Origin of the sequence: Bacillus sp. AY2-1 (assembly GCF_008368965.1) — a bacterium.
GTDB classification, from domain to species: domain Bacteria; phylum Bacillota; class Bacilli; order Bacillales; family Bacillaceae_G; genus Bacillus_A; species Bacillus_A thuringiensis_S.
Genome location: NZ_QPEL01000078.1, coordinates 1 through 24,248 on the forward strand (window position 1 = coordinate 1; position 24,248 = coordinate 24,248).

The window sequence follows — 24,248 nt, forward strand, 5'->3', positions numbered from 1 at the left end:
ATGTTAAACCTACTCCAATTACCGCCATACCAGCTAGAATACCTATTATTTTAAATAGTGTTTTCATCGCGCTTGTTTCCTCCCAAATATCTCTGTTCTTACTACCTAATTACTTCTTATATAAAAACTGTTCCTTCATTCAAAATATCGCATCCCATCCCCTATCATATTATTTATATATACTTCCTCCTATTGTATTTCTTTTTCTTTAAAATTGAAAGATTATTCTGTTAAATAATGAAAATATTCTACAAATTTTCCCTTTATATTTATAAAGAAACAAAAAACAACGAGCGCGATAAATAACACTCGTTGTTTTTACTTTATGCACGATTTTCTTTTAACCACTTCGTAATAGCATCTAACCTCGAAACATCAAAACGTCTTTCTTCACAAACATTTAAACTGTTTAAATTCTTTACAATTTCTATTTCATTCGATTTTACACTTTTCGCCTCAATTAATTTACAATACCCATCTGTAACAGAATTTAAATTTTCATAATAACACTGAAACGATTTTGATATATGTAAATGTTTTTCAAAGTTTCTCCTTCTTTTCGTTTCATCAGATACTTTCCGCTTTCTAAGTTCTTCATCGTTCGTATATAAATAAAAATATTGATCCGGAAAACCAATTTCCCTATTTATCATCTTTTCTTTATAAAAATTTTCTATTACAGATAATGGCTGATTAAATAGATCAAAATGAAAACACCAATTATAACTAAGTGGCTGATATATATCGCCATCGAGTATTACTAATTCATATTGCTCTGACTTCTGAACAGCTATATTCCAGCGCTCAACTTGTTTTTCAAAATACCATGTTCTATGTTCATTTTTTGGCCTTTCAAATAAAGAATTCACTTCAGGTATTATATAAGCACCATAATTCTTTTCTAATTCACGGCACGTGGTACTTTTACCAACAGCGCTTGCTCCCTCAAATGCTATTATCCCCATAGTTTCTCCCCCTTTCATTAACTAAAACTTCGTTGTTTCACTTTTCTTCCCCATAACTTTCTCCATAAAACAATTGAAGCAATAGCGAGCATGATTGTTGTAATGATACTACCTTCAATTCCGAACGAACCTCCATGAAGGAATTCGGGGCCATTTGTTGTAGGTTTAAATAGCGGCGTTGAATATATGGTCATCCCGCTAACTGCAAAACCGTAGACGTTATATTGTGCCCAATTCCAAATGGAATGCCATGCGCAAATCCCCCACAGACTACTGTCTTTTAAAACGTAAACAGCTGCAAATACACCAACTAATATTATATTCGATATTGAAAGAATTGTAATACCTGGATTAAGTAAATGAAGAAAACCAAATAAGAAAGACGTCACAACAATCCCAACCCATATACGACTTCTAACAGAAAGAACCGGGAATAACCAACCTCGTACAATAATTTCTTCCGTTGCCCCTTGTATTAAAAATGCAACTAAAGAACCTACAATACCCAACATAGCGGTTACTGTAATTTGTTGCATTTGTAGTGTCACAACTCCTGCCAATAGGAGTAAAATTACTGGTATTGAAATGAAAACAAATCCTATTAATGCACCTCTCAAATATTTTCTTATCCATTGATTTCTCCAAAAACCAATGGATGAAAATGATCTTTTCTCTACAAATCTAATCCATAAAAACACAAAAAATATTGCGCCGCCAAACGTTAATATCATCTCAATGTCGTTATAAATCGCCTTCATAAAAGTTGTTTCTGCTTTCGGTAAAATCAGCATAAACAACATAAATAACTCACCTAAAGTTAAAAATATAATCGCGAGTATGACAGCAAAAACAGGATGAACTTTTCTTCTTCCTTCTTTTACTGCTTCAATTATTTTAAATTGTTTATTTTGCAATATTCTATCCTCCTAATTATGTTACTCATTAGCAATATTAAAATAATATTTAGCCTTTTATTTAAACTTATTTTTTCATATAAATTATTTTTGTTTGGAATAAATCCAAATTAGGAATAATATATAAATAAAAGAGGTGCCTTTGTGCCTTTACTATTATCACCCAGTTTACTCAGTGGTATTACCAGCACTTGCTATTTCCCACCATTTGTTGTAAGATAGTAATTAAGGTCAATTTAACACTATATTTTCTTTGCATATTATCAAGTATCAATCAGGAACATTTTGTACTCCTTATGGGTTTTTGATAATATGTGAACTTTTATTTTCATTCAAATAAGGCCGATCATATTGTAATTTTTCTACTTTTAGGAGGCATTACCATGACATTAACAGGTAAAGTAAAATGGTTTAACAGCGAAAAAGGTTTCGGTTTCATCGAAGTTGCAGACGGTAACGACGTATTCGTTCACTTCTCAGCTATCACTGGCGACGGCTTCAAGTCTCTTGACGAAGGTCAAGAAGTTAGCTTCGAAGTTGAAGAAGGTAACCGCGGACCTCAAGCTAAAAACGTTGTAAAGCTATAATTCAAACAATAAAAAGGTTGTTACCAGCAAGGTTAACAACCTTTTTAATATATAACTAAAATTTTTTACATAAAAGGAGTGGTTACATGTATCGCAATCGAAAGAACGATGTAGCAGAAGTACCACCAGAACAAACCCCTGTTTGGGAATGTGAAGCAGAGGATTGTTTAGGATGGATGAGAAAGAACTTTTCATTTGAAGAAGAGCCTAAATGCCCTTTATGTAAAAGTAGCATGAAAAGCGGAGAACGTTTATTACCTAAATTAGGTTAATTTATAATAAAAAAAACCTCTTTTAATTAAGAGGTTTTTTTATTATAAATTTATGTCCTCCACATCAGTTCGCACTATAGAATACAATAATGCATTGTGTTGCTTATTTCCTTGATGAATATATCCGCGCAATAAACCTTCCTTTTGAAAGCCAATTTTAGATAACATTCTACAAGAAGTAAGATTTTCAGGATATGTAATAGCTCCAATTCTAAACAAACCTAAATCTTTAAATCCATAATCAATAATTTCTCGAGCTGCTTCTGAAGCATAACCATTTCCCCAATAACGAGGATGCAGGTCATATCCAATCTCAGATCGTTTACTCCATAATTGTAAATTGTTTAGTCCAATTGTTCCTATTAAAACGTTCGTTTCTTTTAACACAATTCCCCATCGTATTGCCTTTTTCTCAAAGTAATTTTTTGAAAAAGATTCGATCATACGTGAAGCTTGTCCAAACTCCGTAAAAGAATTCATACCGTAATAACACGTTACTTCATCCAATGAAAAGATTTCATATATTTTTTGACAATAAGATTGTTCTATTTCAACTAAACGTAAGCGTTCTGTTTCTAATATAGGAAATGTCATAGGATCACTCCTTTCTCTCTACTCATTCATTATATCAGAAAAAATATTTATAATTAGTAAAGTCCTTATTGTTCCATAAATCAAACATTTCTAATGACGCATTCCCTCTTTATTCTATATACACGAATTAGATACCTCTAATTGCGACTCAATCACCACTCTATAATTTCCATAAATCAATTTTAAATTATCAAGAACTGTAAAGAAATTGTTTTTTATTTTCTCCTTCTAAACAAACGCCCTATTCCATACATTTATGGTAAAATATAGTTAATATATTATTTTATTGTGGAGGTGTAAATTTCCTATGTATATATTCATCGGCTTATCCCTCTTACTCATATTACTTATTTTTTTATTCGCAAAAAAATTCACACCAAACTCATTCATGATGACTAGCTTTAAAGGCAATAGCTTTAAGACATTTTCAATCGGTATTTTAATCGCTGCCATACTCTCACTTTCATATGGAACTTATCATGTAGTAACATTTCAACCTAGTTATTTAGATATTAAATTTAAAAATCAAAACTACACTATTTTCGGTAATGTAGGCGAATTCGGTTATTTCTCCGAAGAATTATTAAAAAAAGATACAGAAGTTCAACTATATTTCGTCTCTTGGAAAACAAGGCAGTTAAAAAATCCGGTAATACTTATAGAATATCCTTCAGGAAAACAAGAAACATGGGAGCCAAATATCGTATCAATACCGATAAATAAGTTACAAGAAAAACATGATATAAAAGATATTTATCAACTATCACCGTATTCATTTAAAGAGTCTGGAGAAATAACATTAACAATAAAAGAAAACAATGTAAAAAACAATAAAATTTCCATTCAAATAAAATAAATAAAAACTGTTCCTCCATTTTGCTGAAGGGACAGTTTTTATTTATTCTACAATATTATTTATGTAATGTAGCCATTATTTCATTGGCTATATTCTTTCCATTTCCAATACATGCACCAATTCCGACACCGTAATATGAGGCACCAGCTACATATACATTTGGATAAAGATTCTTCATTTTTTCTTGCAATGCTTGAACCGCTTGATTATGTTCTAAATGATATTTCGGCATTAAATCTTTCCAATTTGTAACTTCGACTACTTCTGGTTCACCTTTAATTCCGAGACTCTTTTCAATATCATATAAAGCAACTCGTACTAATTCTTCTTCACTATAATTTTTGATTGTTTCATATACCGGATTGGTACTCTTATAAAACATTCTTACTAATAATTTTTGTTTACCCGATGTATGTTTCCACTTTCGACTTGTCCATGTACAAGCATCACAATGTAAATCACTGTTTTCCGTTACAATAAACCCTGTACCGTCAGCTGGTAGTTGTTCATCTAGTATGTCAAATCCTAAGTAAATACTTATAAGAGATGAGTTTTTAAATGTATTAAACTGCTCATTTAACTCATTAGACTGTAATAAAGTTTGTGCAATATCATGTGGAACTGCTAAAACAACATAATCAGCTTGTATTGTTTCATGATTTGAAAAAGAAATCTCATATCGATCTTCTTGTTTACTTACAGCCGTCGTTATAGCACCTTTTTTTACGACAGTTTCAGTCAGCACTTCTTCTAAGCGATTAATTATCGTAGATAGTCCACCTTTAAATGATACGAATTTTTTATTTCCTGCTGATTGAAATTGTTTTTTATTCTCTTCAAAACCTTTAATAATACTTCCATACTTATTTTTATAATCCAGTAAATACGGTAATGTAGATGCCATTGTAAGCTCATTCAATTTACCAGAATATACGCCTGAAAGCACAGGAGCAATTTGTCTTTCCACTAACTCTTTCCCTAAGAAACTTTCTAAAAATAGAGCAAGTGATGTATCTTTCGTAAACTCTTTATTTTTCGTTATGAAATCTTTTAAAGCTACGATTTTCCCTTTCGTTGAAACTAGCGTACTGCTAAACAACGACCGGGCGCTCATCGGTATCCCAAATATAGTATCAGAAGGAATCGGATGTAACATGTTTTCAGAATATATGTAAGAAATACCCGTTTCATTATATACCATTTCATCTTCTAAATTTAAATCTTTTACAAGTGGCATAACATGTTCATTACGAGCAACGATTGAATCCGCTCCTGACTCCATAATGAAATCCTTTTCTTCCACACTATGGATTTTACCACCTAAATACTCTTCTTTCTCAATAAGAATTAAATTTAAATCGATATTATAATCCTTTTTTAATTTTTCTAAATAAAACATAGTAGAAAGTCCCGTTATACCTCCACCGATAACAACAACTGTTTTCATATGTGCTGCGCTCCTAACCGATACAATTAATAATTCCTTTTTATTATAACCAAAAGTCCTTATATTCGACTAGCAAGTTGCGCATTCTGTAAGAAATTAGACAATATATTTGAATATATTTTCAAATTACCTAATAAAAAAGAACTATAACATATACAAACCACGTCATAGTTCTCTTTATTTTAAAAACATAAAGTAATTGATTAATTTGTCTAGTTCTTGACTCAATGCCAATACTTTTTCATGTTGAATTCCATAATCCGATACTAAATATAAAAGTTCTTCTTTTTTTATTTCAATTACTTTTTCTAATTTCGCTAGTTCCATGTCGTTTTACATCTCTCCAAAAATAAAATGTATGTATTTCAGTATAGCCTACTTACATAATTAGTAAAAGTAAAATACGCATGTAAAATCTTACAAATTTGAAAAAATAATATACTACTAACAAAAAAGAAACTAGATTAAGCTCCCTCTTACAGATTATTGACGTTCATTAAGAATTAATAACATACCGGAATTTTTCTAATGTTATATCTTTATAATCTGGAGCTCTCTTTATATGATTAAAATAACTATATGAGAATTTAAATACATGACCAAAATCCCAATCGAATTCACTATAGTCTTTTATCCAAAATATATTTTCAGTTGGTAAAATATTTGCACGTTTAGATTGAATTAAAGGTAATCGATCTATAGGTGAGTGTAAAGTTATTCCCGTATTCAGCTTGAGCTTTTGGCTAGCTCGTAGTACGTATACTAGTTTTAAAAGCGGGCGTATCCCTCGTTGAAATATATCTATATGCCCTAAATCGTACATTATATTAATTGCGTGGGAGTAAGTAAGCAAATGCCCAATTAAATCATGATGCGATTCCGCTCGATAAATACTATTAAATTTCGATAACTCATTTAAAATGAACTGAGATACTTGTGTTGGATTACTCAATTCACTTTTTATCTCATCTTCAAAACTTAATTGTTTTACTTCTTTCGTCGTATAACCAATCCACGATCTACCTGGAATTGTTTTTCGAAATGATAAAATAAGAGTAGTAATCCCTTCAATTGCTTGATTATCGCCCCATTTTTGTAGCTCTTTCATAGCCAATAAACTTAATGACGCATAAATGACGTTATGCCCCACCCAATGAAGTTCATCAATCGTTTGTTCTAAAGATTTTATAATCATATTCTCCGCAATTTGAAAATCTATTTCTTTTTTATCATCAATCATCTCACCAATTTTTTTCTTGTTCAGCATCATCCTTGTTTGCGAATACATATTACGAGCTGTTTCTTCATCAATATTATTATCTTTCATAAAAAAATAACTAGCAATTGCAGCTGCTCCAAAATGCGCATGCCAAATATCATTTGTTTCTTTTTTGCATTGAGAAATAATTGAAAGGCCGCCTTTTAAAATACTTTTGTTTTCCATTTTCTATCTCCCCTAATAAAGTGAAACTTTAATCAGCCCTTACCAATCGGGCATTTATGGGCAGTTAATCCCCCACCTAACTTCTTTGCTTTCGCTGAATTTTGAGGGAGGTCTTACTGCCCGTTAATGCGGGATAAAAACCACTATATTTTCACCCTAAAGATGGTGTCAGTACAAATAAAATGTGATTCGATTCATCACTTTTATTCAAAAATCGATGCTTCACATTCGGTGGAATACGTACAACATCGCCTTCTTCTAAAAAATATTCTTTTCCCTCCAATTCCACATACACTTCCCCTTTCATAACAACAGCAATCTCTTCCTTATCTTCATGGGAATAATGGCTTTCTGTTGTGTTTGCTTGTTTATTTAAATCCATCATTAGCATTTCAATACGTGCTTTCATAAAATCAGGTGTTAATACATCATATACAATGTGATTATTGTTTTCCCGATATACTTTTTTTCGATCTTTTTTCTTAGAAATGAGCGAATCTGTATCAATTTCGTTAATAAAAAGTGTAAACAGCGGTACATTTAATGCTTTTGCAATTAATTCCAAAACATTTAAAGAAGGATTAGCATGCCCTCTTTCAATTTGGCTAATTAACGATGTACTAATCCCTGCATAATCAGCGAATTCACGAATTGTCATGTTATTTTTCTTACGGTAACTTAATACCGTTTGTCCAAGCCTATCATGTATCATAGTAAAAATTCCTTTCGTCCATCATAATGCATGTTTCGTTGTCTTTGTGCTGACATACTAAACAAAGGCAAATAACCCTTCCCTATTATCTCCGGGACTTATATACTTACTTTTGTACATTATATCGTATTAAGTTTATTATAATAAACATTCTATCGGAGGGACAAACTTTGAAATCACCTATTCTTTCATATTGCATCTTATTTTTTGGTGTATTCGCCTTATCAACTTCTGCAATTTTTGTAAAATTGGCAGATGCTCCTGCTACAATCATTGCTTTTTACCGATTATTCTTTGCCACACTGATTCTGTTACCGTTATTACTATTTAATAAAAATAGTCGAAATGAGCTAAAAACTTTAACGAAAAAACAATGGGGATTCGGATCCATATCTGGACTATTTTTAGCTGCACATTATGTACTTTGGTTTGAATCATTACAATATACTTCTGTAGCAAGCTCTACAGTTATCGTAACGCTACAACCTTTGTTCTCAATGATTGGTGTTTATTTTTTATTTAAGGAGAGATTTACGAAAGGAGCGGTTATTGGTTGCCTCATCGCTATTTCAGGTAGTATCGTTATTGGCTGGCAAGATTTCCAAATTAGTGGCGCAGCTTTATATGGAGATATTTTAGCATTTATCGCTGCCGGTATCATTACTGCTTATTTTTTCATTAGCCAACACGTTCGTAAAGATTTGGCACTTATACCATATTCGGTAATTAGTTATGGAAGTAGTGCTGGCTTTCTTGGCATATTTGCTTTCACGCAACAAGAATCTTTCATCCATTATTCTACACAAACTTGGTTGTGCTTTATTGGATTAGCTTTCATTGCTACAATTTTAGGACAAACCATTTTTAATTGGTTATTAAAATGGATAAGTGCTACTGTAATTTCAATGAGTATTTTAGGTGAAACAATTGGCACTTGTATACTAGCGTACTTTATATTACATGAGACCATTTCTTTACAACAAGGACTAGGAATTACCGTTATTTTTATTGGTTTAGTATTATTTTTAATACAGCCAAATTCTAATAAAAAAGCATGACAGTATACTGTCATGCTTTTAACTATTAATTATGTACAATTAAACCATCCGGTCTAAAACGACTCATCATAATTTCATTAATAAACTTTCCGTGAGCTTTCAAATTCCCTATCTTTACTCCCTCTTCTACAAATCCAAATTTTTCATATAAAGCTTTTGCTTTTGGATTCGTTTCTAACACACCTAGTTCTACTCTCTCTAACATTAACCAATTATCAGCCAGATCAAGCATCTTCGTAAGAAGTGCTTTCCCAATTCCTTTATTATGATATTCACTATCAACCCCAATGAATAAATCGCCTGAATGAGATCTTCGTCCCGGACTTTGTGTTAAACCTACAAACCCAACAATTTCTCCATCATATTCTGCAACAAATTCAAATTGATTTGGTGCTAAATTTCGAATTCTATTTTCCATAGCGTCTACACGCATGCTAGGTAAGAAAACCATATACGGTAAAACGTCATCTTGTATACATATACGATGAATTGCTCTAGCATCTTGTATTTCTACTGCTCTAACGTTGATCCCCATCTTTCTCTCCTCCATATAAATAACAATATATTTGTGTGTATTCTAGAAACGTTCATGAATGACCTTCTCATCCGTATTTCTTTATGTCATTTTCACATAATTAGTTCGATATAATACTTAATTTCCTAAAAGATTAACAACTATATGGATATGGTTAACTTTTCACCTTGTTATATAAATTAAGCGAATTTTCAATCAGAATACCATTTAGTTTCATGCCGACTATATCACAATTTTCTATTTCAATATTTTTCAGATTACTATTACTTATGGTGCCACCTTCCAAATCACATTTATCGAATACAATAGGTTCCTTCTCATCTCCGAGACTTGTATTTTTAAATTGCACTCCACCTAAAGTCACCAAATTAAATTTACTGCCAGAAAGATTTAAATCTGCATATGATGACCTTCTAAAATTTATATTTCTAAACTTTGATTGACTTACATTACAATTACTCATATTCGTATTCATTATATTGCTACCAACAAATGAACTGTTTTTTAAATTCACTTGATAATACTCTGTATTTGCTAAATTACAGTTTTCGTATTGACTATTTTTCATATCTTTATTTGTAACTACACTCTCTTTGTTTGAGCTTGTTTTTATTCTTTTCACGTAACAATACTCATCTTCCGATTCAAAAATCATTTGGTAACCTATCTTTTTATAAAAGTGATGATTGTTAATTTGTCTACTAGATGTTTCGAGATCCCAAATCTTTATGTTCGGATATTCCTTTTCTATTAATTTCATAACATGTGATCCAATTCCTTTTCCTTGATAAACAGGATCTACAAAAATACGATCAATTCGACCGTACGACTTACCAGAAATCGTAACTATTATCCCTCCGATTATTTCTTTATCCATGACAACTTTGAAAGAATCCAATTCTTCAATGGAATATTCCATCATTTCAACTGAAGAATATCCTGGCGGTTGAATGTTATAATCAATGACATTATCTTGGCCGTATAGCCATTGTTTTGCTTCTGCATCAAATGTTCTTTTCATTATTTCTGTTAATTTCTCAGCATCTAAAATTGTAGCTTTTTCTATAGATATCATTGTTGTTTTCCCTTTCATTATTACAAACCAACAACTATTGTGAATTCCATAATTATCAATTCACTTTTATTTTTAATGCTTTTCCCATTATTATATATGGAACATCATTTTTACTTGGATGAAATGGCTCTAATACATTTACCCAATCTAATCTTTCATATAACGAACGTGCTTTTTCATTGTTTATTTGTGTTGTTAAAACACTTGTTCTATTTGAAAGCCCTTCTAGTAATTTATTATGTAATTTTGTTCCAAGACCTTCATTTTGGTATTGTGGGTGAACTGCTAACTCTACAAATTCAAAACAATCTTGTAACCATTCGTCTACTTGCTCTAGATGTAACGCTTCTCTCATTAATTGATTATAGTACTGTCCCTCCATTGAGCGATAACCATAAGTAAAGCCAACTACTTCATTTTCATCATTTATTGCTACTATACCTTTAAAACCTGTATATTCTATATGCCTATTCATTCGCTCGATCATTTCATTGAAATTTGTTTTCTCAAATATTTTACAATACAATTTTGCCATATTCCCAATTAAGATTTCATCTTTTTCAATGCTTAAGAATTTCACTTTATTCCCCCCTATTAAAACATTTATATCCTTAAATTTTTAAAAACAAAGAAAATTAATACTAATCACTCTCTTTACTATCAAACTACAAATCACCCTATATTTTCCACAATTACTTAGTATTAATGAATAAAAGAAGAGACCATGTAATATCAACATGTTCTCTTCTTTTATTCATTTTCAATTTTATCCCGCTATTTGCCGGACAGTAAGACCCCCACCTCAAAATTCAGCAAAAGTAAAGAAGTTAAGTGGGGCCCTGCTGCCCGTGAACGCCCGATTGGTGAGGGCTGAACCCCCCACTGATTAAAGTTTCACTTTATATAATTAAAAATTAGATATTACTTAAGCCACTCGTTGCAAGTATTACTTAACTGCTGTAAATCTTCTATAAATTGACTCGCATCATATCCATCACAAACCGAATGATGTACTTGCAATGAAACTGGTAGCATAACCTTATTTCCTTCGTTAAAATATTTCCCACAAGTTATAATTGGCAATAGAAATTTTTCATCATTATTAATATTAAGATTAAATCCAGTAAAACTAGTCCAAGGTATGCTAGAAATCGGAAATACATTAGGCAGAATATTTTCTTTCGTGAAAAGACCATGAACATTAGCATAGCATCTCATATCGTCTTCATAATTTTTATAGAAAGTGCGGAAATCACTTGAATAATCCGTCCATATACTTGAAAAAGACTTATCATCTTTATGAAAGATTGTATAATTCGGTATCATTTCCTCCCAATAGCCTAAAACTCCTTCATCGTTAAAACATGTTCGAAATTTTTTATGATTATTTACTACTCTAGAAATTAAATACATAAAAACGGGATAAAATTTTATTCCCTTTTGATATACTTCCTCTAATAACATCGTGATATCAACATTCACAGTCATACTAAATGTACATTTCAACTTTAAATAATGCTCAAAATACTGCTCTCTATTCCAATCTTCTCTATCAATTACATGGAACTTCATTCTAATAGCCTCCTAAAATTTTCTTTTTATTTTAGAAGGCTAATTCCCTTGCTTTCACCATAATTGTTCACTCCTAACAGTGTACATTTCACCCTAATTATTTATTTAATTATATAACATATGTAAGAATCAATTCACATATTTCTGGAAATCCATCCACATACTATAGATAAATCAAATGAAATTTGGAGGATACATACATGAATAACAAAAATATGAATAAAAAAGAAAATGTTACTGAAAACACTACATCTATTCAAAATAATAATACTGCAAACCTTACTATCGAAGAACAAGCAATGAACGGCTTATACGGAATGCCCGAAACAACAATTGAAGATGCTGATCACGCTGCAGCTGATGATTTGACTTCAAAAAATTAATTAACTACATTGAAAAAGCCAAGGAAAATATCCTTGGCTTTTTTAACTATGCATCCACCTTTTGTATTTCTTCACTCTTTCTTGAAAGTTTACCTGGCCAAAAAGCAAATCGGCCTAACACAACTGTAATTGCGGGTACAAGTAACGGTCTTACGATAAACGTATCTAGTAATACGCCAATTGCAGTTACAATACCAAATTGAACTAATACTTGAATTGGAAGTGTACCTAACACTGCAAAAGTTCCTGCTAAAATTAAACCTGCCGATGTAATAACACTACCTGTTTGTATTACACCATTTTTTACTGCATCCAAGTGATTTTGTGTCTTTCTGTTTTTCCATATTTCTGAAACCATAAAGATATTATAATCTTCACCTAAAGCAACTAAAAATACGAATGCGTACAACGGTATCGCACCTTGAATGGCCGGCGCTCCCATACCGTAATGAAGCAATATCCATCCTGCTCCTAACGCTGAGAAGAATGATAAAACGACAGTTACAATTAAATAAATCATCGCAACAACCGATCGTAAGTAGACAAGTAATAGTAAAGCGATAATGCTAATCATTACTGGAATAATTACTGATTCATCACGTTCAGTAATTTGCTTTGTATCATATAATGAAGCTGTTTCTCCACCAATCCACAATTGATCTTCAGTATTACGAATCCCAGCATCTTTTAATACTTTTTCTACATTACTTTTCAATTTAGGAATTTGATCTAACGCTTCAATTGAGTATGGATTTTCCGCTAAAGAAACTTCATACATTTGTATTTGCTTATTTTCTTTTCCCTCTTTTGGCTCTTTCACTGTATTTACGAAAGAAAATTTCTCTAGTTCTTGTTTAATAGGGAGCTCTTTTCCTTTCGTATCAACAACCACTTTTACTGGTGCTAGTTCACCAGCTGAGAAATGATCACTAATTAACGTAAACCCTTCACGAGAAGGCATATCCTTTGGAAACGATTCTAATAAGTCATATGTGTATTGAATACGTGGTACGAACGAAGCCAATCCACCTAATACAAACACAGTTAGCATAATTATTGTCCACGGTCTTCGTACTACTACATCTCCAAGTTTTTTACTAAAGGAGCCTTTTGATTTTTCAACTTTTACAGCCCTCTTTTTCTTTCTTGCAAACTCCTCATTCATTGAAGTTGTTCTCGGTATAAACGGGAAAAATGCAATCCTACCGAAAATTAATAATAGTGCTGGTAAAATGGTTAAAGCCGCGATTCCCATTATAAATACAGCAACACTAAATGGTACTGCAAATCGATGAAAGGCACCATAATGAGCAAGTAGTAATGTTCCTAATCCAAGTACAACAGTTAACGCACTCATTATTATTGCACCGCCAGAAGCTTTAATCGCAAGTTGTAATGCTTTATATTTACTTTCTTCTTCTAACAAGTACTCTCTATATCTCGAAATTAAAAATAGACAATAGTCCGTTCCAGCACCAAACAATAATACTGTCATAATTGATATTGCTTGGGCATCTACTCTAATCCATCCGTGATCAGCTAAAAAACCGAGTGTAGGACTAATGATACCGTATGCAAAGCCAACAACAAGTATAGGTAAAATTGCTAAAATTGGCGAACGGTAAAGCAAAATTAATAGGACCAAGACTAATAATACAGTAGCCACTAACAATTTCACATCTGCTTGACTAAATAAACTAACTGCATCCGTTTGAATACCTACAGGCCCAGATAATCGAACATGTAAACCAGATTCACTTATTTTTTGTTTAAATGGATCTTCATCCACCTTACTATTCACTATTTTTACAATTTTTTCCAGATTCCCTTTTAATATATCCGTACCAGCAGATTTATTAAAGAATACCGGTGTAACAAATGATGTACCATCTTTTGATGCACTTTTTGATAATACTTGCTCTGGAATTGTATCAAATGGCGGTAACGTTGATTGTTCTTTTAAAGGACTAGCTTTTAACTCTTTATAAACGTCTTGTATGAGTTTATAATCCTGTGACTGTAATCCACCATCTCTATACCATACTACTAACAACGGATTCCCTGCATTATTCGGAAACTCTTTTTTCATAAGCGCTTCCGCTTGCTGTGACATAGCTGTTTCAGGTAAATTTTTTGGATTCGGTTCTTTCGTACTGTTTACTTGTGGTAACGTAAATGAAAGTAATAATGTAATAAGAACCCACACCGATAAAGTGATCCATTGCGTATTTTTCCCTGCTACAAGCCTCCCTAACATATGTAACGGGTGCTTTTTCATAAAAACCCACCTTCCTTTTTTCCTCCATTATTAATTATATATACTGGTCGGTTAATTAATCAAGAATGATTGAAAATTATGTTATAATTATCTCAATCATAAATGTCAGGAGCGAATGTATTTGGAACAAAAACAACGTCCTCTCGGAAGGCCGCGTCAAAATAAAAATACAAAATCTACAAAAGAAACCATTTTAGAAGTGGCAACCCGCTTATTTCTTACACAAAATTATCAAGTCGTTTCTATGGATGAGGTCGCAAAAGTTTGTGGTGTTACGAAAGCAACCGTCTACTATTACTATTCAACAAAAGCCGATTTATTTACCGCTACTATGACCCAAATGATGATACGTATACGAGAGAATATGTCTCAAATACTCTCTACAAACAAAACTTTAGAAGAAAGATTATTAGACTTCGCCAAAGTTTACTTACACGCAACGATGGATATTGATATGAAAAATTTTATGAAAGATGCTAAACTGTCGTTATCTGAAGAACAATTGAAGGAATTAAAAAATGCTGAAAATAATATGTATGAAGTGCTAGAAAAAGCACTCGATACTGCGATGCACATCGAAGAAATTCCGAAAGGAAACGCTAAATTTGTGGCTCATGCTTTCGTATCTTTATTATCAATTGGGAATTTTAAAGATGAAAATCACAATCCTATTCTGGCAAATATAGATGAATTAGCACAAGAAATCGTTTCTTTTTATTGGAATGGGTTAGGTCATTCATATTAAACTGATTTACTTTAATAAAAGAGCATGTTTAATTTTTTCAAACATGCTCTTTTATAATTTATTTATATACTAATAATCAGATTATACTTCAACGTCACTTAACAAAAAATTCCATTTTAACTTTACAAATTTTGAAGTTGAACATTTATATTCTCCTTACTTAATCCCCCATGGTAACAAACTACAGATTCAATATGTAAATTTAAATACTTCTTCAAAGACTGCTTTGCTTCCTTAATATTTATAGTTGTTGGGGCGTGAATTCCTCCTAACATCCCATTCACACTATACATAGAGTCTCCTGCAATAAGAATTTTACTTCGTTTCAAATATAAACTAATATGACCCGGAGTATGCCCTGGAGTATGAAGAATTAGTATTCCACCGCAATACGGAAGTTCTTGCCCGTCAATCACAGTATCACTCACTTTTCCTTTTGGTCGGTTCTCTACATTTCCATCCTTCAATAAAGGCAAATCCCCCTCAATATATGGCTTATCTAATTCGTGCGCATAAACCTTAATATTATTTCCACAGCGCTGCAACAACTCCGGAAGACTACCTATATGATCAATATCCTGATGCGTCAAAATCACGACTTTTAACTTATCAAATGATACCCCAACCTTTTCCATCTCTACTTGTATATCTTCAATTTGTCCTGGGAAACCCGTATCTATTAATACTGCCATTTCATCATCCCATAAAAGAATTGGATGAATAACAAATTCTTGAAATTCAAGTTGTAACATTTCTATCTCTTTAGCAATCTCCATACAGCCATTCTCCTTTATACTGAAGTTTGAAAATATGTACGAGTAAACTGAAAATATAAAGTGAAACTTTAATCCGTGGGGGTTTTACTGCCCGGCAAATAGCGGGATAAAGCACCTCTATCTTATAATATGTTTTGTCATCCCAATAGAGAATGCTTCAAACCCTATAGATTCATAGTAAGATTGCAATTTTTCTACACACATAAGTTGTGGAATAACCTTGTTTTGTTCACAGTGCTGGATTAATCGTTTCACTATTTCTTTTCCGATGCCACTAGACTGATATTTTGGCAATACACCAACTCCACAAATAATGCCTGTTATGACTCCATCTGATATGACACGCCCCATCCCTACTAACCTCTTATCATCAAAAACATAAATTGCATACCAACTTTGCTTACACATTTGTTCTAACTCGTTAACCTTTAATTTAAGAGAATTCCATCCTAAAGATTCGTATAAGGATAATAATCCATTAAAATCTGTAGGATGTTCACTTGTGTGGCGTATACTATTTTCCATGTAAATACTCCCTATTCTCTGGCTTGTTTATATTTCATAAAATTCCCTTTACACAAATCTGATCGATGTAAAAATAACTAGAACAAACTTCAATAAGAAAGATAGAATTCCTTCTCAATATAAAATAAAAAGAAGTTATCTCACTTAAGATAACTTCTTTTATATAAGACTCTCATTATATTATCAACCAAAAAATATACAACTGCATACGATTAGCACAAACAAAACTAATAAACCATTTGAGAAATAACCCATTGAAAACTACCCCTTTATTAAATTATGTAAAAGATTTTATCATAAAATGATTTACAACTTAATAACTGAAAAAGACATTGCATTCATTAGTTATATATGTTAAGTAATATTTTATTTTCGGGCATATTCTTCTTAACTTAAACCACTTCCCATTCCCTTATACTTAAGTTCTGATAACTTCAGAACAATACATAAAGAAGACCTTAACTTATTGACGTCTTCTTTTCAACTACACTAATAGCTAATTCACGTTTTTTATCGAATATATATAGACCCTTCACTAACAGAGACATATATAAAATGTATTCCCACTACATAAACATCTATAATCTGATTATCAACATCCTTATAACCTTTAAATCTCATCCTCGGTTATTCTAATAGCTTTCTTATTCAAAAATAGATTTTTAAAAATTCCTACTCCCACAATTAATAAACCTATACCAACTAATTTATTTAATTGTAATGGAATACTCTCCATTCCAAATAATCCGAATGTATCAATGCATAACGCAACGACCAATTGAGTAATAAGACTAATTAGCACCGTATATGCTGGACCTAAGCTCTTTATTGCACCCATTATACAAATAATTAACCCGATGCCAAACAGTCCACTTACATAAAACAAATAATTTGTAGTATACACTTTAATGTTAATACTGTTTTCTGTAATGATATAAAATAGAATAGAACTAATGAGACCTATTCCAAGGACACATGTAGTCGTTAACCACTGTCCTACATTTTCATTTACTTTTACATTAAAAACAGATTGTAAGCTAATTAATATTCCTGCTAATATAGCTAAACTAAATCCAATCAAAATCTTCCTCTCCCTTTCATTGCTCATATATATTATCTTTAGCGACTTCCTTCATTCTAGAAAAATCTTTAATGACAATAACTCCATTACTCTTTTCAATTAATTTATCATTATAAAATCTTTGTAATACCCGAATTACGTGCCTATAACTTACCCCTATAAAGTCTGCAATACTCGTTACTGAAGTTGCATCCAAATCCCCTTTATACATATTCCCGTTACTATCTGTTGAAATTGAAAGCAAATAACTAGCTACACGTACTTCTACAGGATAAAGTAAATTAAGAGCAGTAAAACGAGTCGATATTTTTAACGTGTTGGCAATGTTTTCAAGCAAGAACTTCATAAATATAGGATCATGTAATAACTTGTTTCTAATAACCGTATTAGAAATAGAGATTGCTACAACATCTGAACAAGCTTCAACGACATTATGTGCTTTGCTATTTTGAATTAATTCAATATCACCAATAATGGCCAATGGATTGATAAAGCGAAGGATTAGTTTCTTCCCTTCAGGTGTAATCGTGTAAACTTTTACTTTACCTTTAACAACAAAATATAAACGATCCATTTCGTCATCTATATTGCAAATAAGCTCGCCTTTTTCAAAGTGATTTAATTGAAAATAAACTGTATCTATTTCTGAAAAAATCTCGAGCGTTTTATTGGTTCTCAAATAATGCGTAATTAAACCTGATTTATCCTCCATATTCATTTCTCCTTTCATTTACATATTAAATACAACAATACCTATAATCATTACTATTGTTCCCACAATATGATATCTCTCCATCTGTATCTTTTTTATATGAAACAGTCCTTTCATTTCAATAACTGTTGCCGTTAACAATTGAGCAACCATTAGTGTGCCAGCTGTCAATGTAACTCCTAGTGAATATATCGCCATCGTTTCTGCACAAATAATGAATCCACCAAATGCACCCGCTGCTAAATATACTTTTTTCACACTCTTTAAATCTGTTACTTTCTCTTCTTTCTTTAACCAAAATACAGTTGTTACAATAAGGAATCCAATTAAATGGGTTATAATACTTGTCGACCATATACCGATATGTGAACTAAGTTTCGCATTAAAGGTTCCTTGAAGTGTTATAAATATCCCCGCAAAAACAGCAAATATAATACCTTTCAAAAAATCATCTCCTCATCTTTTATTTCTGACTTAATTAAAAGCTATAATCCTATAATGGCAAAAGGACAAATGTCACATCACTATGAAAATAACTTGGAATGAACAAAAAACACACCTCAAAAATGCGAGATGTGTTTATCTTTATTATTTATATATAAAATTTTATAAATTTGAATTACGCTACATTAAAAGATTTCTTTTTCATAACAAACTTTGCAAATAAGAAACGTACAAGCGGTCCCATAATAATTAATTGTAATGGATATGCCATTATGAAATTTTTAATAAAAATCGAAAAATAAATTGAAACAAATGAAGCTCCTTGTAGTCCACCATGTAAATGCATCATAGCCATACCGAAAAATGACATAAAGAACACCATTCCGATTACCATAGTTGTCGCCATCGCAACGATAATATTTATTTTCTTAGATTTATCAAATGGCAACATGAATACAATTTTTTTCGCACAAGGTCCAACGATACATATTTCAATTAATAGCGCAATAATAAAGCCAATTAATAGTTCTAATGCAATCTCTTTAGTATAAATTGGTCCTCCTGTTTCATTCATTAGTAAATTGTAAAACGTCATTACGATAACCATCCCAAGGCACATCATCATACCAAATTGGAGGTTTTCTTTTCTTGTTGTTGGCAAAATTCATCATCCTTTCTCTTTGAGTCTTTGTCATTATATCGATATTGAAACCCCCTTCGTAAGTGAACATTTTGTGAACAAATTTAAAACGTTTTCATGTATTTTCTTTACTTTCAACTCAAATTCTCACTTTTACTTATAAAGGTTTTATATATTTCAATGTTGAATTACTAAATTTAACATTGCATTACATTATTACTAGGAGGATAACCATGAATGAACAAGGATTTTTCGTATATCATATCGTAACAAAGAAAAAAATGCATATCGGACAAATCATTCCTTTTAACAAAAATCAACACAATACTCTATATCACTTCTTTTTTGAAAGAGAACAATTAAATGCTAATGGTGAAGATGGCATACAAATTTTAAATAAACACTATAAAAATAACGAATTACATATAAATAATGAAAATGCTAAAGTAGTCATGAGTTATATGGATCAAACAATTAGAGCAGCTAGAGAAACAATTGTAGAAATGGTTAGACTACAAGAATTCCCTGAATATCCTTCCAGATTATCTTGTTTATACGCTGCAAAAAGCTATGAAGATGCTTTAAAATGGAAAGCATTATTTGATTCTTACAATCGAGAAGTTTTACAGATTGTTAAACTACAAGTAATCGGAAGTTCTTTTGAAGGTGACGGGAATCTTTTACCAAAAGAAGATGGTATTCCTTTTTCTCAAAAAATCGAACAAGCTAGAGAGTATTGGAAAGGAAATATTAGAAATGAACTTCCTGAGCTACTGATTAATGGAGAAATTGAAGTGGTGGAAATTATTGATGACTTCTCCTCAATTCATATTTAATTTCTAACTAAATCATATAGGATGGAGATTACAATGAAGAAAAAAGTGTACTTCAATCATGATGGCGGCGTAGATGATTTAATTTCATTATTTTTATTACTTCAAATGGAAAACGTTGAGCTTACCGGTGTATCTGTTATCCCAGCAGACTGCTATTTAGAACCCGCAATGTCTGCCAGTCGTAAAATTATCGATCGCTTCGGCAAAGGTAATATTGCAGTAGCCGCTTCAAACTCTCGCGGGCAAAACCCGTTTCCAAAAGACTGGCGGATGCATGCATTTTATGTAGATGCTCTACCAATTTTAAATGAGTCTGGAAAAGTTGTAACACCCGTGGTGACAAAACCCGCGCATCATCATTTAATAGAAACGCTTCTACAAACGGAAGGAAAAACAACTTTATTATTTACTGGGCCCCTAACTGACCTTGCTCGTGCATTATATGAAGCTCCCATAATCGAAGATAAAATTGAACGTCTCGTTTGGATGGGTGGTACATTTCTTACAGCAGGCAATGTACATGAACCAGAGCATGATGGAACAGCTGAGTGGAATTCGTTTTGGGACCCTGAAGCAGTGGCTCGTGTATGGGATGCAAAAATTAAAATCGACTTAGTGACACTAGAAAGTACAAACCAAGTTCCGTTAACTATAAACATACGTGAACAGTGGGCAAAAGAACGAAAGTATATTGGTATGGATTTCCTTGGTCAATGCTATGCAATGGTCCCCCCTCTCGTTCACTTCTCAACGAACTCTACTTACTATTTATGGGATGTACTAACTACCGCGCTTGTCGGAAACACTAACCTTGCAAAAACTGAAACGATTAATAGTATCGTTCATACATACGGACCAAGCCAAGGACGTACAGAGGAAACTGCTAATGGACGACCTGTAAATGTCGTTTACGATGTAAAACACGATGTTTTCTTTGAATATATTACTAAATTAGCTAAAAAAGCTGCTACTTAAAACCTCAATAACACGAAAAAATTTATTAAGAATGATATACTTTAATTAATATAACATGAGGTGATAAGATGGATTATGAGTTACTAAAAGAACGAATAGAAATTATAACTTCTAGAATTAAATACATAGGTGGTGAAGTTCAAGAAGTTTGTATAGATGAACCATCTTCCCTTGAACAAATAATCCAAGTAGAAGAAAAACTGGGTATTAAACTACCAAATAGCTTCAAAAAAGTACTTTTAGAGTTCTCAGGAAATTTTAGCTTACGCTGGTTTTTACCTGACGATGTAGAGCTACCAAATGAATTTACTGATATTTTTTGCGGAACACCCCACTGGAGTTTAGAAAGTCTTTCTGAATTCGAAAAAGAACGTAAAGACTTGGTTGACGAGGTTTTTTCAAATCTAGATGATGAATATGATGTAGTTTGGCACAACAAATTAGCATTTTGTGAAGTGGGAAATGGAGATTATTTAGCATTTGATATGAAAGATGATATAGATGCTCCGATAATTTACCTAAGCCACGACGATGGAGAAGGACATGGGTATAAGATTGCGAATAATTTCATTGAATTCATTGAGAATTGGTCAAGAGTAGCTTTTGTAGGATGCGAAGATTGGCAGTGGTTACCTTTCACTACCAGTTTTGAAAGTGGTATAAATCCAGATGATGAACCAGCCAAAAAATTTAGAAATTGCTTGGAACTTAATATTTAAAAGAGTATTGAATTAAATTTCAATACTCTTTTTGTGCAGTATAATGCTATTTGATTAGAGCTATGTTTTACAGGTTAACCATTTCATAACCATTGACAAAATACGTTATTGTTTCTAACTCATCTTCATTTAATTCCCTATCTAGTTCTTGTTTATACACTGCCTTTATCTTCTCTTCATCGCCTTTATGAATTTCTGTATAAGTTCCTACTGTTTTTAACATACGAATCTCTTGTAAAAACTCCTCTCGATTTATCGCTTCCCCATGAGAAAGAATATATGTCTCAGCATCAAATTTCTCTAATTCATCTATCAATTTAAACGTTCTTTTCGTCGTATAGTTCCACTTCGAAGAAAAAATATCTGCATATATACAGTCTCCTAAAAACAATATCTTTTCTTCTTTTATGTACATAACAACAGAATCATGTGCATGATCTCCGCCCACATGTTTTAACACGCAGGTCACTTCACCAAGGTCTAATTCTATTTGATCCTGGAACGTTAAGGTTGGAGGAATAATGTTAATATTTCTCGCTTTTTCTTCAAACTCTTTCTTGATGCAATCCGCACAAAATTCAATTTCAGTACCCTCTTTTACGCGTGCGTCCAACGCTTCATCTGTCCATTCATAAGATACTATTGCCTGCATTTCTTTTTTCGTTTCAGCGTGCGAAATAGTTAATGCATTCCGTAATACAGATAATCCAAAAATATGATCCCAATGCCAATGCGTTAGTGCTACAAAATCAGGATTCGATACATTTTGTTCTTTTAACATTTCTAAAAATAATTGTGCATGTTCTTCTGAATTCCCTGCATCAATCATTAAAGTTTTTTCTTTTCCAACAACCATTCCTAATATAGGTCTATCCGTTTCAGAAACTGGTGTCATATACCAAAATGAGTTTCCTATTTTTTTAATTTGTTGCATAACCAATTCCCCTTTTCATTTTCTCACTTAAATTTAATATATAAATTATAACGAATCACTACTTTTTTCTCTATACTCAAACACAATTACTTGGACTAATCCAACTTAATTTTTCGTAAGCTAAAAATAAGGGAATAGAATCGGAGTGTGATACTATGGAACGTTTATGGATCCCAATGATTGTAACATTTTTTTCGTTCGGTGGATTACTGTTAGGTGGTGCTGTTGGAGTAGCAACACGCCAACTCATTGAAGAAAAGATGCATCGTTTATACGCATTATGTGGTGGTATTTTATTCGGGTTATTATCACTTGAAATTATCCCTGAAACATTTTCAAGCTATGAAATAATTGGGCCTATACTTGGTATAGCCATCGGTATTTTAGTTATGAGCTTATTAGATAACTATTGTCATCATCCAATGATACATAAAAAAGATCAACAAGCATGGCAAACCTTCCTTTTTCTCTCTTTCGCTATATTTATTCATAATATACCTAGTGGATTTGCGTTAGGTACAGCTTTTATAAATCATAATGACTCTGCCATTCCCTTTTTAATAGCAATCGTCGTGCACCATATTCCAGAAGGATTAGCTTTAATTATTCCATTTCTTTTTACAAAGCATAAATATATTTCCTTTTTATTAACGACTTTATTACTTTCTCTTATTCTCGGTACTGGTACGGTTTTTGGAATTTTGATGGAAGGAAAAGCTCTTCACCTGCAAGGCCTCATTATGGGAAGTGCTATTGGTTCACTTGGATATGTCACAATTCATGAAATGCTTTGGAAAGCTAAGAAACAGCTCTCTTTCCTTACATTTCTAATGTGGGCAACTAGTGGTTTTCTCCTAATAATAGCGTTTACTCTACTAGCTGGACATCACTAAATTAAACAAAAAAGATAGCTGAAAACAATTTGTCTTCAGCTATCTTTTTTATTCTTTCTATCTCTCTATAGAAAGAATAATTCCAGCAATCATAGAACTAAGTCGCTCTAAAATATTCCCTAGAAAAAACGTGCATACACTTTGTTTCGAAATAACTGTAGCATTTCTTTCATACTTCGGGTCGTTTCTCTTAATAAAACATTATCATTTTAGTAATTTATTGGAAATAACATTATGTTTTTCGACCATTACCAATCTTTTCCTTCTTTATAAAAA

At 32.0% G+C, this 24,248-nt stretch carries 29 protein-coding genes and 2 pseudogenes; 10 read left to right on the forward strand and 21 right to left on the reverse strand.

The genetic code is table 11. The features are described from left to right. The 3 genes and pseudogenes from DN403_RS19355 to DN403_RS19365 all read right to left on the reverse strand — a co-directional run. Window positions 1-67 (reverse strand): annotated as a pseudogene (locus DN403_RS19355) (PRK06770 family protein); the annotation flags it as partial. 256 nt (window positions 68-323) lie between these two features. Next, a complete protein-coding gene (locus DN403_RS19360) occupies window positions 324-983 on the reverse strand; it encodes a nucleoside/nucleotide kinase family protein (RefSeq protein WP_003278212.1) in 660 nt (219 codons plus the stop codon). Then, window positions 983-1,879: a CPBP family intramembrane glutamic endopeptidase gene (locus DN403_RS19365; protein WP_086397857.1), complete on the reverse strand. Its 897-nt coding sequence runs from the start codon at window positions 1,877-1,879 to the stop codon at window positions 983-985. Before DN403_RS19365 ends, DN403_RS19360 begins: the two co-directional genes overlap by 1 nt. Before the next feature lie 383 nt (window positions 1,880-2,262). Between DN403_RS19365 and cspD the strand changes: the two genes are divergently transcribed. Both cspD and DN403_RS19375 read left to right on the forward strand, forming a co-directional pair. Further along, on the forward strand, window positions 2,263-2,466 hold the full coding sequence (gene cspD, locus DN403_RS19370) for a cold-shock protein CspD (RefSeq protein WP_000176366.1): 204 nt from the start codon (window positions 2,263-2,265) through the stop codon (window positions 2,464-2,466). An 86-nt stretch (window positions 2,467-2,552) separates the two neighbouring features. Continuing rightward, window positions 2,553-2,738, forward strand: a complete 186-nt coding sequence (locus DN403_RS19375; protein WP_000286198.1) for a cold-shock protein — start codon at window positions 2,553-2,555, stop codon at window positions 2,736-2,738. Between the two features lie 42 nt (window positions 2,739-2,780). Here the strand turns inward: DN403_RS19375 and DN403_RS19380 are convergent, their stop codons facing one another. Continuing rightward, window positions 2,781-3,332: a GNAT family N-acetyltransferase gene (locus tag DN403_RS19380; RefSeq protein ID WP_000143817.1), complete on the reverse strand. Its 552-nt coding sequence runs from the start codon at window positions 3,330-3,332 to the stop codon at window positions 2,781-2,783. A 307-nt stretch (window positions 3,333-3,639) separates the two neighbouring features. Here DN403_RS19380 and DN403_RS19385 point away from each other — a divergent pair, with 307 nt between their 5' ends. Then, window positions 3,640-4,188, forward strand: a complete 549-nt coding sequence (locus DN403_RS19385; RefSeq protein ID WP_086406129.1) for a hypothetical protein — start codon at window positions 3,640-3,642, stop codon at window positions 4,186-4,188. Window positions 4,189-4,243: 55 nt separating this feature from the next. Here the strand turns inward: DN403_RS19385 and DN403_RS19390 are convergent, their stop codons facing one another. The 4 genes from DN403_RS19390 to DN403_RS19405 all read right to left on the reverse strand — a co-directional run bounded on the left by DN403_RS19390 (window position 4,244) and on the right by DN403_RS19405 (window position 7,791). Further along, window positions 4,244-5,635 (reverse strand): protoporphyrinogen oxidase, encoded by a 1,392-nt coding sequence (locus DN403_RS19390; RefSeq protein ID WP_098437219.1) that lies wholly within the window; start codon window positions 5,633-5,635, stop codon window positions 4,244-4,246. A 177-nt stretch (window positions 5,636-5,812) separates the two neighbouring features. Continuing rightward, entirely contained in the window at window positions 5,813-5,962 is a 150-nt protein-coding gene (locus DN403_RS19395) for an aspartyl-phosphate phosphatase Spo0E family protein (protein WP_000417698.1), read from the reverse strand. 169 nt (window positions 5,963-6,131) lie between these two features. Beyond that, the gene (locus DN403_RS19400) at window positions 6,132-7,079 is read right to left on the reverse strand and encodes a hypothetical protein (protein WP_000428900.1); all 948 of its coding nucleotides are present in this window, start codon (window positions 7,077-7,079) and stop codon (window positions 6,132-6,134) included. A gap of 151 nt (window positions 7,080-7,230) precedes the next feature. Continuing rightward, window positions 7,231-7,791 carry a helix-turn-helix domain-containing protein gene (locus DN403_RS19405; RefSeq protein WP_000581034.1) on the reverse strand — a complete coding sequence of 187 codons (561 nt, stop codon included), beginning with the start codon at window positions 7,789-7,791 and terminating at the stop codon, window positions 7,231-7,233. A gap of 170 nt (window positions 7,792-7,961) precedes the next feature. Between DN403_RS19405 and DN403_RS19410 the strand changes: the two genes are divergently transcribed. Further along, window positions 7,962-8,849: a DMT family transporter gene (locus DN403_RS19410; protein WP_098437218.1), complete on the forward strand. Its 888-nt coding sequence runs from the start codon at window positions 7,962-7,964 to the stop codon at window positions 8,847-8,849. Between the two features lie 25 nt (window positions 8,850-8,874). Here DN403_RS19410 and DN403_RS19415 read toward each other — a convergent pair whose 3' ends face one another. The 4 genes from DN403_RS19415 to catA form a co-directional block, all read right to left on the reverse strand. After that, window positions 8,875-9,384, reverse strand: coding sequence for a GNAT family N-acetyltransferase (locus tag DN403_RS19415; protein WP_000512615.1), 510 nt, complete (start codon window positions 9,382-9,384; stop codon window positions 8,875-8,877). A gap of 154 nt (window positions 9,385-9,538) precedes the next feature. Further along, on the reverse strand, window positions 9,539-10,477 hold the full coding sequence (locus tag DN403_RS19420) for a GNAT family N-acetyltransferase (protein ID WP_098829824.1): 939 nt from the start codon (window positions 10,475-10,477) through the stop codon (window positions 9,539-9,541). Window positions 10,478-10,514: 37 nt separating this feature from the next. Continuing rightward, entirely contained in the window at window positions 10,515-11,039 is a 525-nt protein-coding gene (locus DN403_RS19425) for a GNAT family N-acetyltransferase (protein WP_000670759.1), read from the reverse strand. Window positions 11,040-11,380: 341 nt separating this feature from the next. Then, window positions 11,381-12,031 (reverse strand): type A chloramphenicol O-acetyltransferase, encoded by a 651-nt coding sequence (gene catA / locus DN403_RS19430; RefSeq protein ID WP_149185685.1) that lies wholly within the window; start codon window positions 12,029-12,031, stop codon window positions 11,381-11,383. 200 nt (window positions 12,032-12,231) lie between these two features. Here catA and DN403_RS19435 point away from each other — a divergent pair, with 200 nt between their 5' ends. After that, a complete protein-coding gene (locus DN403_RS19435; protein WP_001060657.1) occupies window positions 12,232-12,414 on the forward strand; it encodes a DUF4021 domain-containing protein in 183 nt (60 codons plus the stop codon). Window positions 12,415-12,460: 46 nt separating this feature from the next. Here the strand turns inward: DN403_RS19435 and DN403_RS19440 are convergent, their stop codons facing one another. After that, on the reverse strand, window positions 12,461-14,692 hold the full coding sequence (locus DN403_RS19440) for an MMPL family transporter (RefSeq protein WP_149185686.1): 2,232 nt from the start codon (window positions 14,690-14,692) through the stop codon (window positions 12,461-12,463). A 121-nt stretch (window positions 14,693-14,813) separates the two neighbouring features. On the opposite strand from DN403_RS19440, the gene DN403_RS19445 reads away from it, so the two are divergent. Beyond that, a complete protein-coding gene (locus DN403_RS19445; RefSeq protein WP_000436037.1) occupies window positions 14,814-15,437 on the forward strand; it encodes a TetR/AcrR family transcriptional regulator in 624 nt (207 codons plus the stop codon). A 122-nt stretch (window positions 15,438-15,559) separates the two neighbouring features. Here the strand turns inward: DN403_RS19445 and DN403_RS19450 are convergent, their stop codons facing one another. The 6 genes from DN403_RS19450 to DN403_RS19475 all read right to left on the reverse strand — a co-directional run bounded on the left by DN403_RS19450 (window position 15,560) and on the right by DN403_RS19475 (window position 19,636). After that, complete coding sequence (locus DN403_RS19450) at window positions 15,560-16,213, reverse strand: MBL fold metallo-hydrolase (protein WP_000401466.1); 654 nt, start codon at window positions 16,211-16,213, stop codon at window positions 15,560-15,562. A gap of 117 nt (window positions 16,214-16,330) precedes the next feature. Then, window positions 16,331-16,738 carry a GNAT family N-acetyltransferase gene (locus DN403_RS19455; protein WP_000431723.1) on the reverse strand — a complete coding sequence of 136 codons (408 nt, stop codon included), beginning with the start codon at window positions 16,736-16,738 and terminating at the stop codon, window positions 16,331-16,333. Window positions 16,739-17,348: 610 nt separating this feature from the next. Beyond that, entirely contained in the window at window positions 17,349-17,819 is a 471-nt protein-coding gene (locus tag DN403_RS19460) for a DMT family transporter (RefSeq protein WP_016077752.1), read from the reverse strand. A 16-nt stretch (window positions 17,820-17,835) separates the two neighbouring features. Continuing rightward, the gene (locus DN403_RS19465; RefSeq protein ID WP_000389683.1) at window positions 17,836-18,531 is read right to left on the reverse strand and encodes a Crp/Fnr family transcriptional regulator; all 696 of its coding nucleotides are present in this window, start codon (window positions 18,529-18,531) and stop codon (window positions 17,836-17,838) included. Between the two features lie 18 nt (window positions 18,532-18,549). Next, window positions 18,550-18,975: a DMT family transporter gene (locus DN403_RS19470; RefSeq protein WP_016077754.1), complete on the reverse strand. Its 426-nt coding sequence runs from the start codon at window positions 18,973-18,975 to the stop codon at window positions 18,550-18,552. Window positions 18,976-19,150: 175 nt separating this feature from the next. Next, window positions 19,151-19,636 (reverse strand): DUF2798 domain-containing protein, encoded by a 486-nt coding sequence (locus DN403_RS19475; protein WP_016077755.1) that lies wholly within the window; start codon window positions 19,634-19,636, stop codon window positions 19,151-19,153. 212 nt (window positions 19,637-19,848) lie between these two features. On the opposite strand from DN403_RS19475, the gene DN403_RS19480 reads away from it, so the two are divergent. The 3 genes from DN403_RS19480 to DN403_RS19490 all read left to right on the forward strand — a co-directional run bounded on the left by DN403_RS19480 (window position 19,849) and on the right by DN403_RS19490 (window position 22,145). Further along, window positions 19,849-20,451, forward strand: coding sequence for a DUF2441 domain-containing protein (locus tag DN403_RS19480; RefSeq protein ID WP_001005235.1), 603 nt, complete (start codon window positions 19,849-19,851; stop codon window positions 20,449-20,451). A gap of 21 nt (window positions 20,452-20,472) precedes the next feature. After that, window positions 20,473-21,426 (forward strand): nucleoside hydrolase, encoded by a 954-nt coding sequence (locus DN403_RS19485; RefSeq protein WP_003278193.1) that lies wholly within the window; start codon window positions 20,473-20,475, stop codon window positions 21,424-21,426. 68 nt (window positions 21,427-21,494) lie between these two features. After that, on the forward strand, window positions 21,495-22,145 hold the full coding sequence (locus DN403_RS19490; protein ID WP_098437215.1) for an SMI1/KNR4 family protein: 651 nt from the start codon (window positions 21,495-21,497) through the stop codon (window positions 22,143-22,145). Window positions 22,146-22,212: 67 nt separating this feature from the next. Here the strand turns inward: DN403_RS19490 and DN403_RS19495 are convergent, their stop codons facing one another. Continuing rightward, the gene (locus DN403_RS19495; RefSeq protein ID WP_098437214.1) at window positions 22,213-23,079 is read right to left on the reverse strand and encodes an MBL fold metallo-hydrolase; all 867 of its coding nucleotides are present in this window, start codon (window positions 23,077-23,079) and stop codon (window positions 22,213-22,215) included. Between the two features lie 155 nt (window positions 23,080-23,234). On the opposite strand from DN403_RS19495, the gene DN403_RS19500 reads away from it, so the two are divergent. Continuing rightward, window positions 23,235-23,972, forward strand: coding sequence for a ZIP family metal transporter (locus tag DN403_RS19500; RefSeq protein WP_000440612.1), 738 nt, complete (start codon window positions 23,235-23,237; stop codon window positions 23,970-23,972). A 72-nt stretch (window positions 23,973-24,044) separates the two neighbouring features. On the opposite strand, the pseudogene DN403_RS19505 reads toward DN403_RS19500, so the two are convergent. Further along, a pseudogene (locus DN403_RS19505) lies at window positions 24,045-24,145 on the reverse strand (MFS transporter); the annotation flags it as partial. Window positions 24,146-24,248 lie beyond the last annotated feature (103 nt).

What these genes read in the sequence shown, in the direction of transcription:
- catA (WP_149185685.1), bottom strand. Translation starts at nt 12,031, where the DNA reads ATGAAGTTCCATGTAATTGATAGAGAAGATTGGAATAGAGAGCAGTAT.
- DN403_RS19455 (WP_000431723.1), bottom strand. Translation starts at nt 16,738, where the DNA reads ATGGAAAATAGTATACGCCACACAAGTGAACATCCTACAGATTTTAAT.
- DN403_RS19400 (WP_000428900.1), bottom strand. Translation starts at nt 7,079, where the DNA reads ATGGAAAACAAAAGTATTTTAAAAGGCGGCCTTTCAATTATTTCTCAA.
- DN403_RS19485 (WP_003278193.1), top strand. Translation starts at nt 20,473, where the DNA reads ATGGAGATTACAATGAAGAAAAAAGTGTACTTCAATCATGATGGCGGC.
- DN403_RS19465 (WP_000389683.1), bottom strand. Translation starts at nt 18,531, where the DNA reads ATGGAGGATAAATCAGGTTTAATTACGCATTATTTGAGAACCAATAAA.
- DN403_RS19420 (WP_098829824.1), bottom strand. Translation starts at nt 10,477, where the DNA reads ATGAAAGGGAAAACAACAATGATATCTATAGAAAAAGCTACAATTTTA.
- DN403_RS19440 (WP_149185686.1), bottom strand. Translation starts at nt 14,692, where the DNA reads ATGAAAAAGCACCCGTTACATATGTTAGGGAGGCTTGTAGCAGGGAAA.
- DN403_RS19495 (WP_098437214.1), bottom strand. Translation starts at nt 23,079, where the DNA reads ATGCAACAAATTAAAAAAATAGGAAACTCATTTTGGTATATGACACCA.
- DN403_RS19385 (WP_086406129.1), top strand. Translation starts at nt 3,640, where the DNA reads ATGTATATATTCATCGGCTTATCCCTCTTACTCATATTACTTATTTTT.
- DN403_RS19405 (WP_000581034.1), bottom strand. Translation starts at nt 7,791, where the DNA reads ATGATACATGATAGGCTTGGACAAACGGTATTAAGTTACCGTAAGAAA.
- DN403_RS19480 (WP_001005235.1), top strand. Translation starts at nt 19,849, where the DNA reads ATGAATGAACAAGGATTTTTCGTATATCATATCGTAACAAAGAAAAAA.
- DN403_RS19395 (WP_000417698.1), bottom strand. Translation starts at nt 5,962, where the DNA reads ATGGAACTAGCGAAATTAGAAAAAGTAATTGAAATAAAAAAAGAAGAA.
- DN403_RS19500 (WP_000440612.1), top strand. Translation starts at nt 23,235, where the DNA reads ATGGAACGTTTATGGATCCCAATGATTGTAACATTTTTTTCGTTCGGT.
- DN403_RS19450 (WP_000401466.1), bottom strand. Translation starts at nt 16,213, where the DNA reads ATGGAGATTGCTAAAGAGATAGAAATGTTACAACTTGAATTTCAAGAA.
- DN403_RS19490 (WP_098437215.1), top strand. Translation starts at nt 21,495, where the DNA reads ATGGATTATGAGTTACTAAAAGAACGAATAGAAATTATAACTTCTAGA.
- DN403_RS19380 (WP_000143817.1), bottom strand. Translation starts at nt 3,332, where the DNA reads ATGACATTTCCTATATTAGAAACAGAACGCTTACGTTTAGTTGAAATA.
- DN403_RS19360 (WP_003278212.1), bottom strand. Translation starts at nt 983, where the DNA reads ATGAAAGGGGGAGAAACTATGGGGATAATAGCATTTGAGGGAGCAAGC.
- cspD (WP_000176366.1), top strand. Translation starts at nt 2,263, where the DNA reads ATGACATTAACAGGTAAAGTAAAATGGTTTAACAGCGAAAAAGGTTTC.
- DN403_RS19375 (WP_000286198.1), top strand. Translation starts at nt 2,553, where the DNA reads ATGTATCGCAATCGAAAGAACGATGTAGCAGAAGTACCACCAGAACAA.
- DN403_RS19435 (WP_001060657.1), top strand. Translation starts at nt 12,232, where the DNA reads ATGAATAACAAAAATATGAATAAAAAAGAAAATGTTACTGAAAACACT.
- DN403_RS19415 (WP_000512615.1), bottom strand. Translation starts at nt 9,384, where the DNA reads ATGGGGATCAACGTTAGAGCAGTAGAAATACAAGATGCTAGAGCAATT.
- DN403_RS19390 (WP_098437219.1), bottom strand. Translation starts at nt 5,635, where the DNA reads ATGAAAACAGTTGTTGTTATCGGTGGAGGTATAACGGGACTTTCTACT.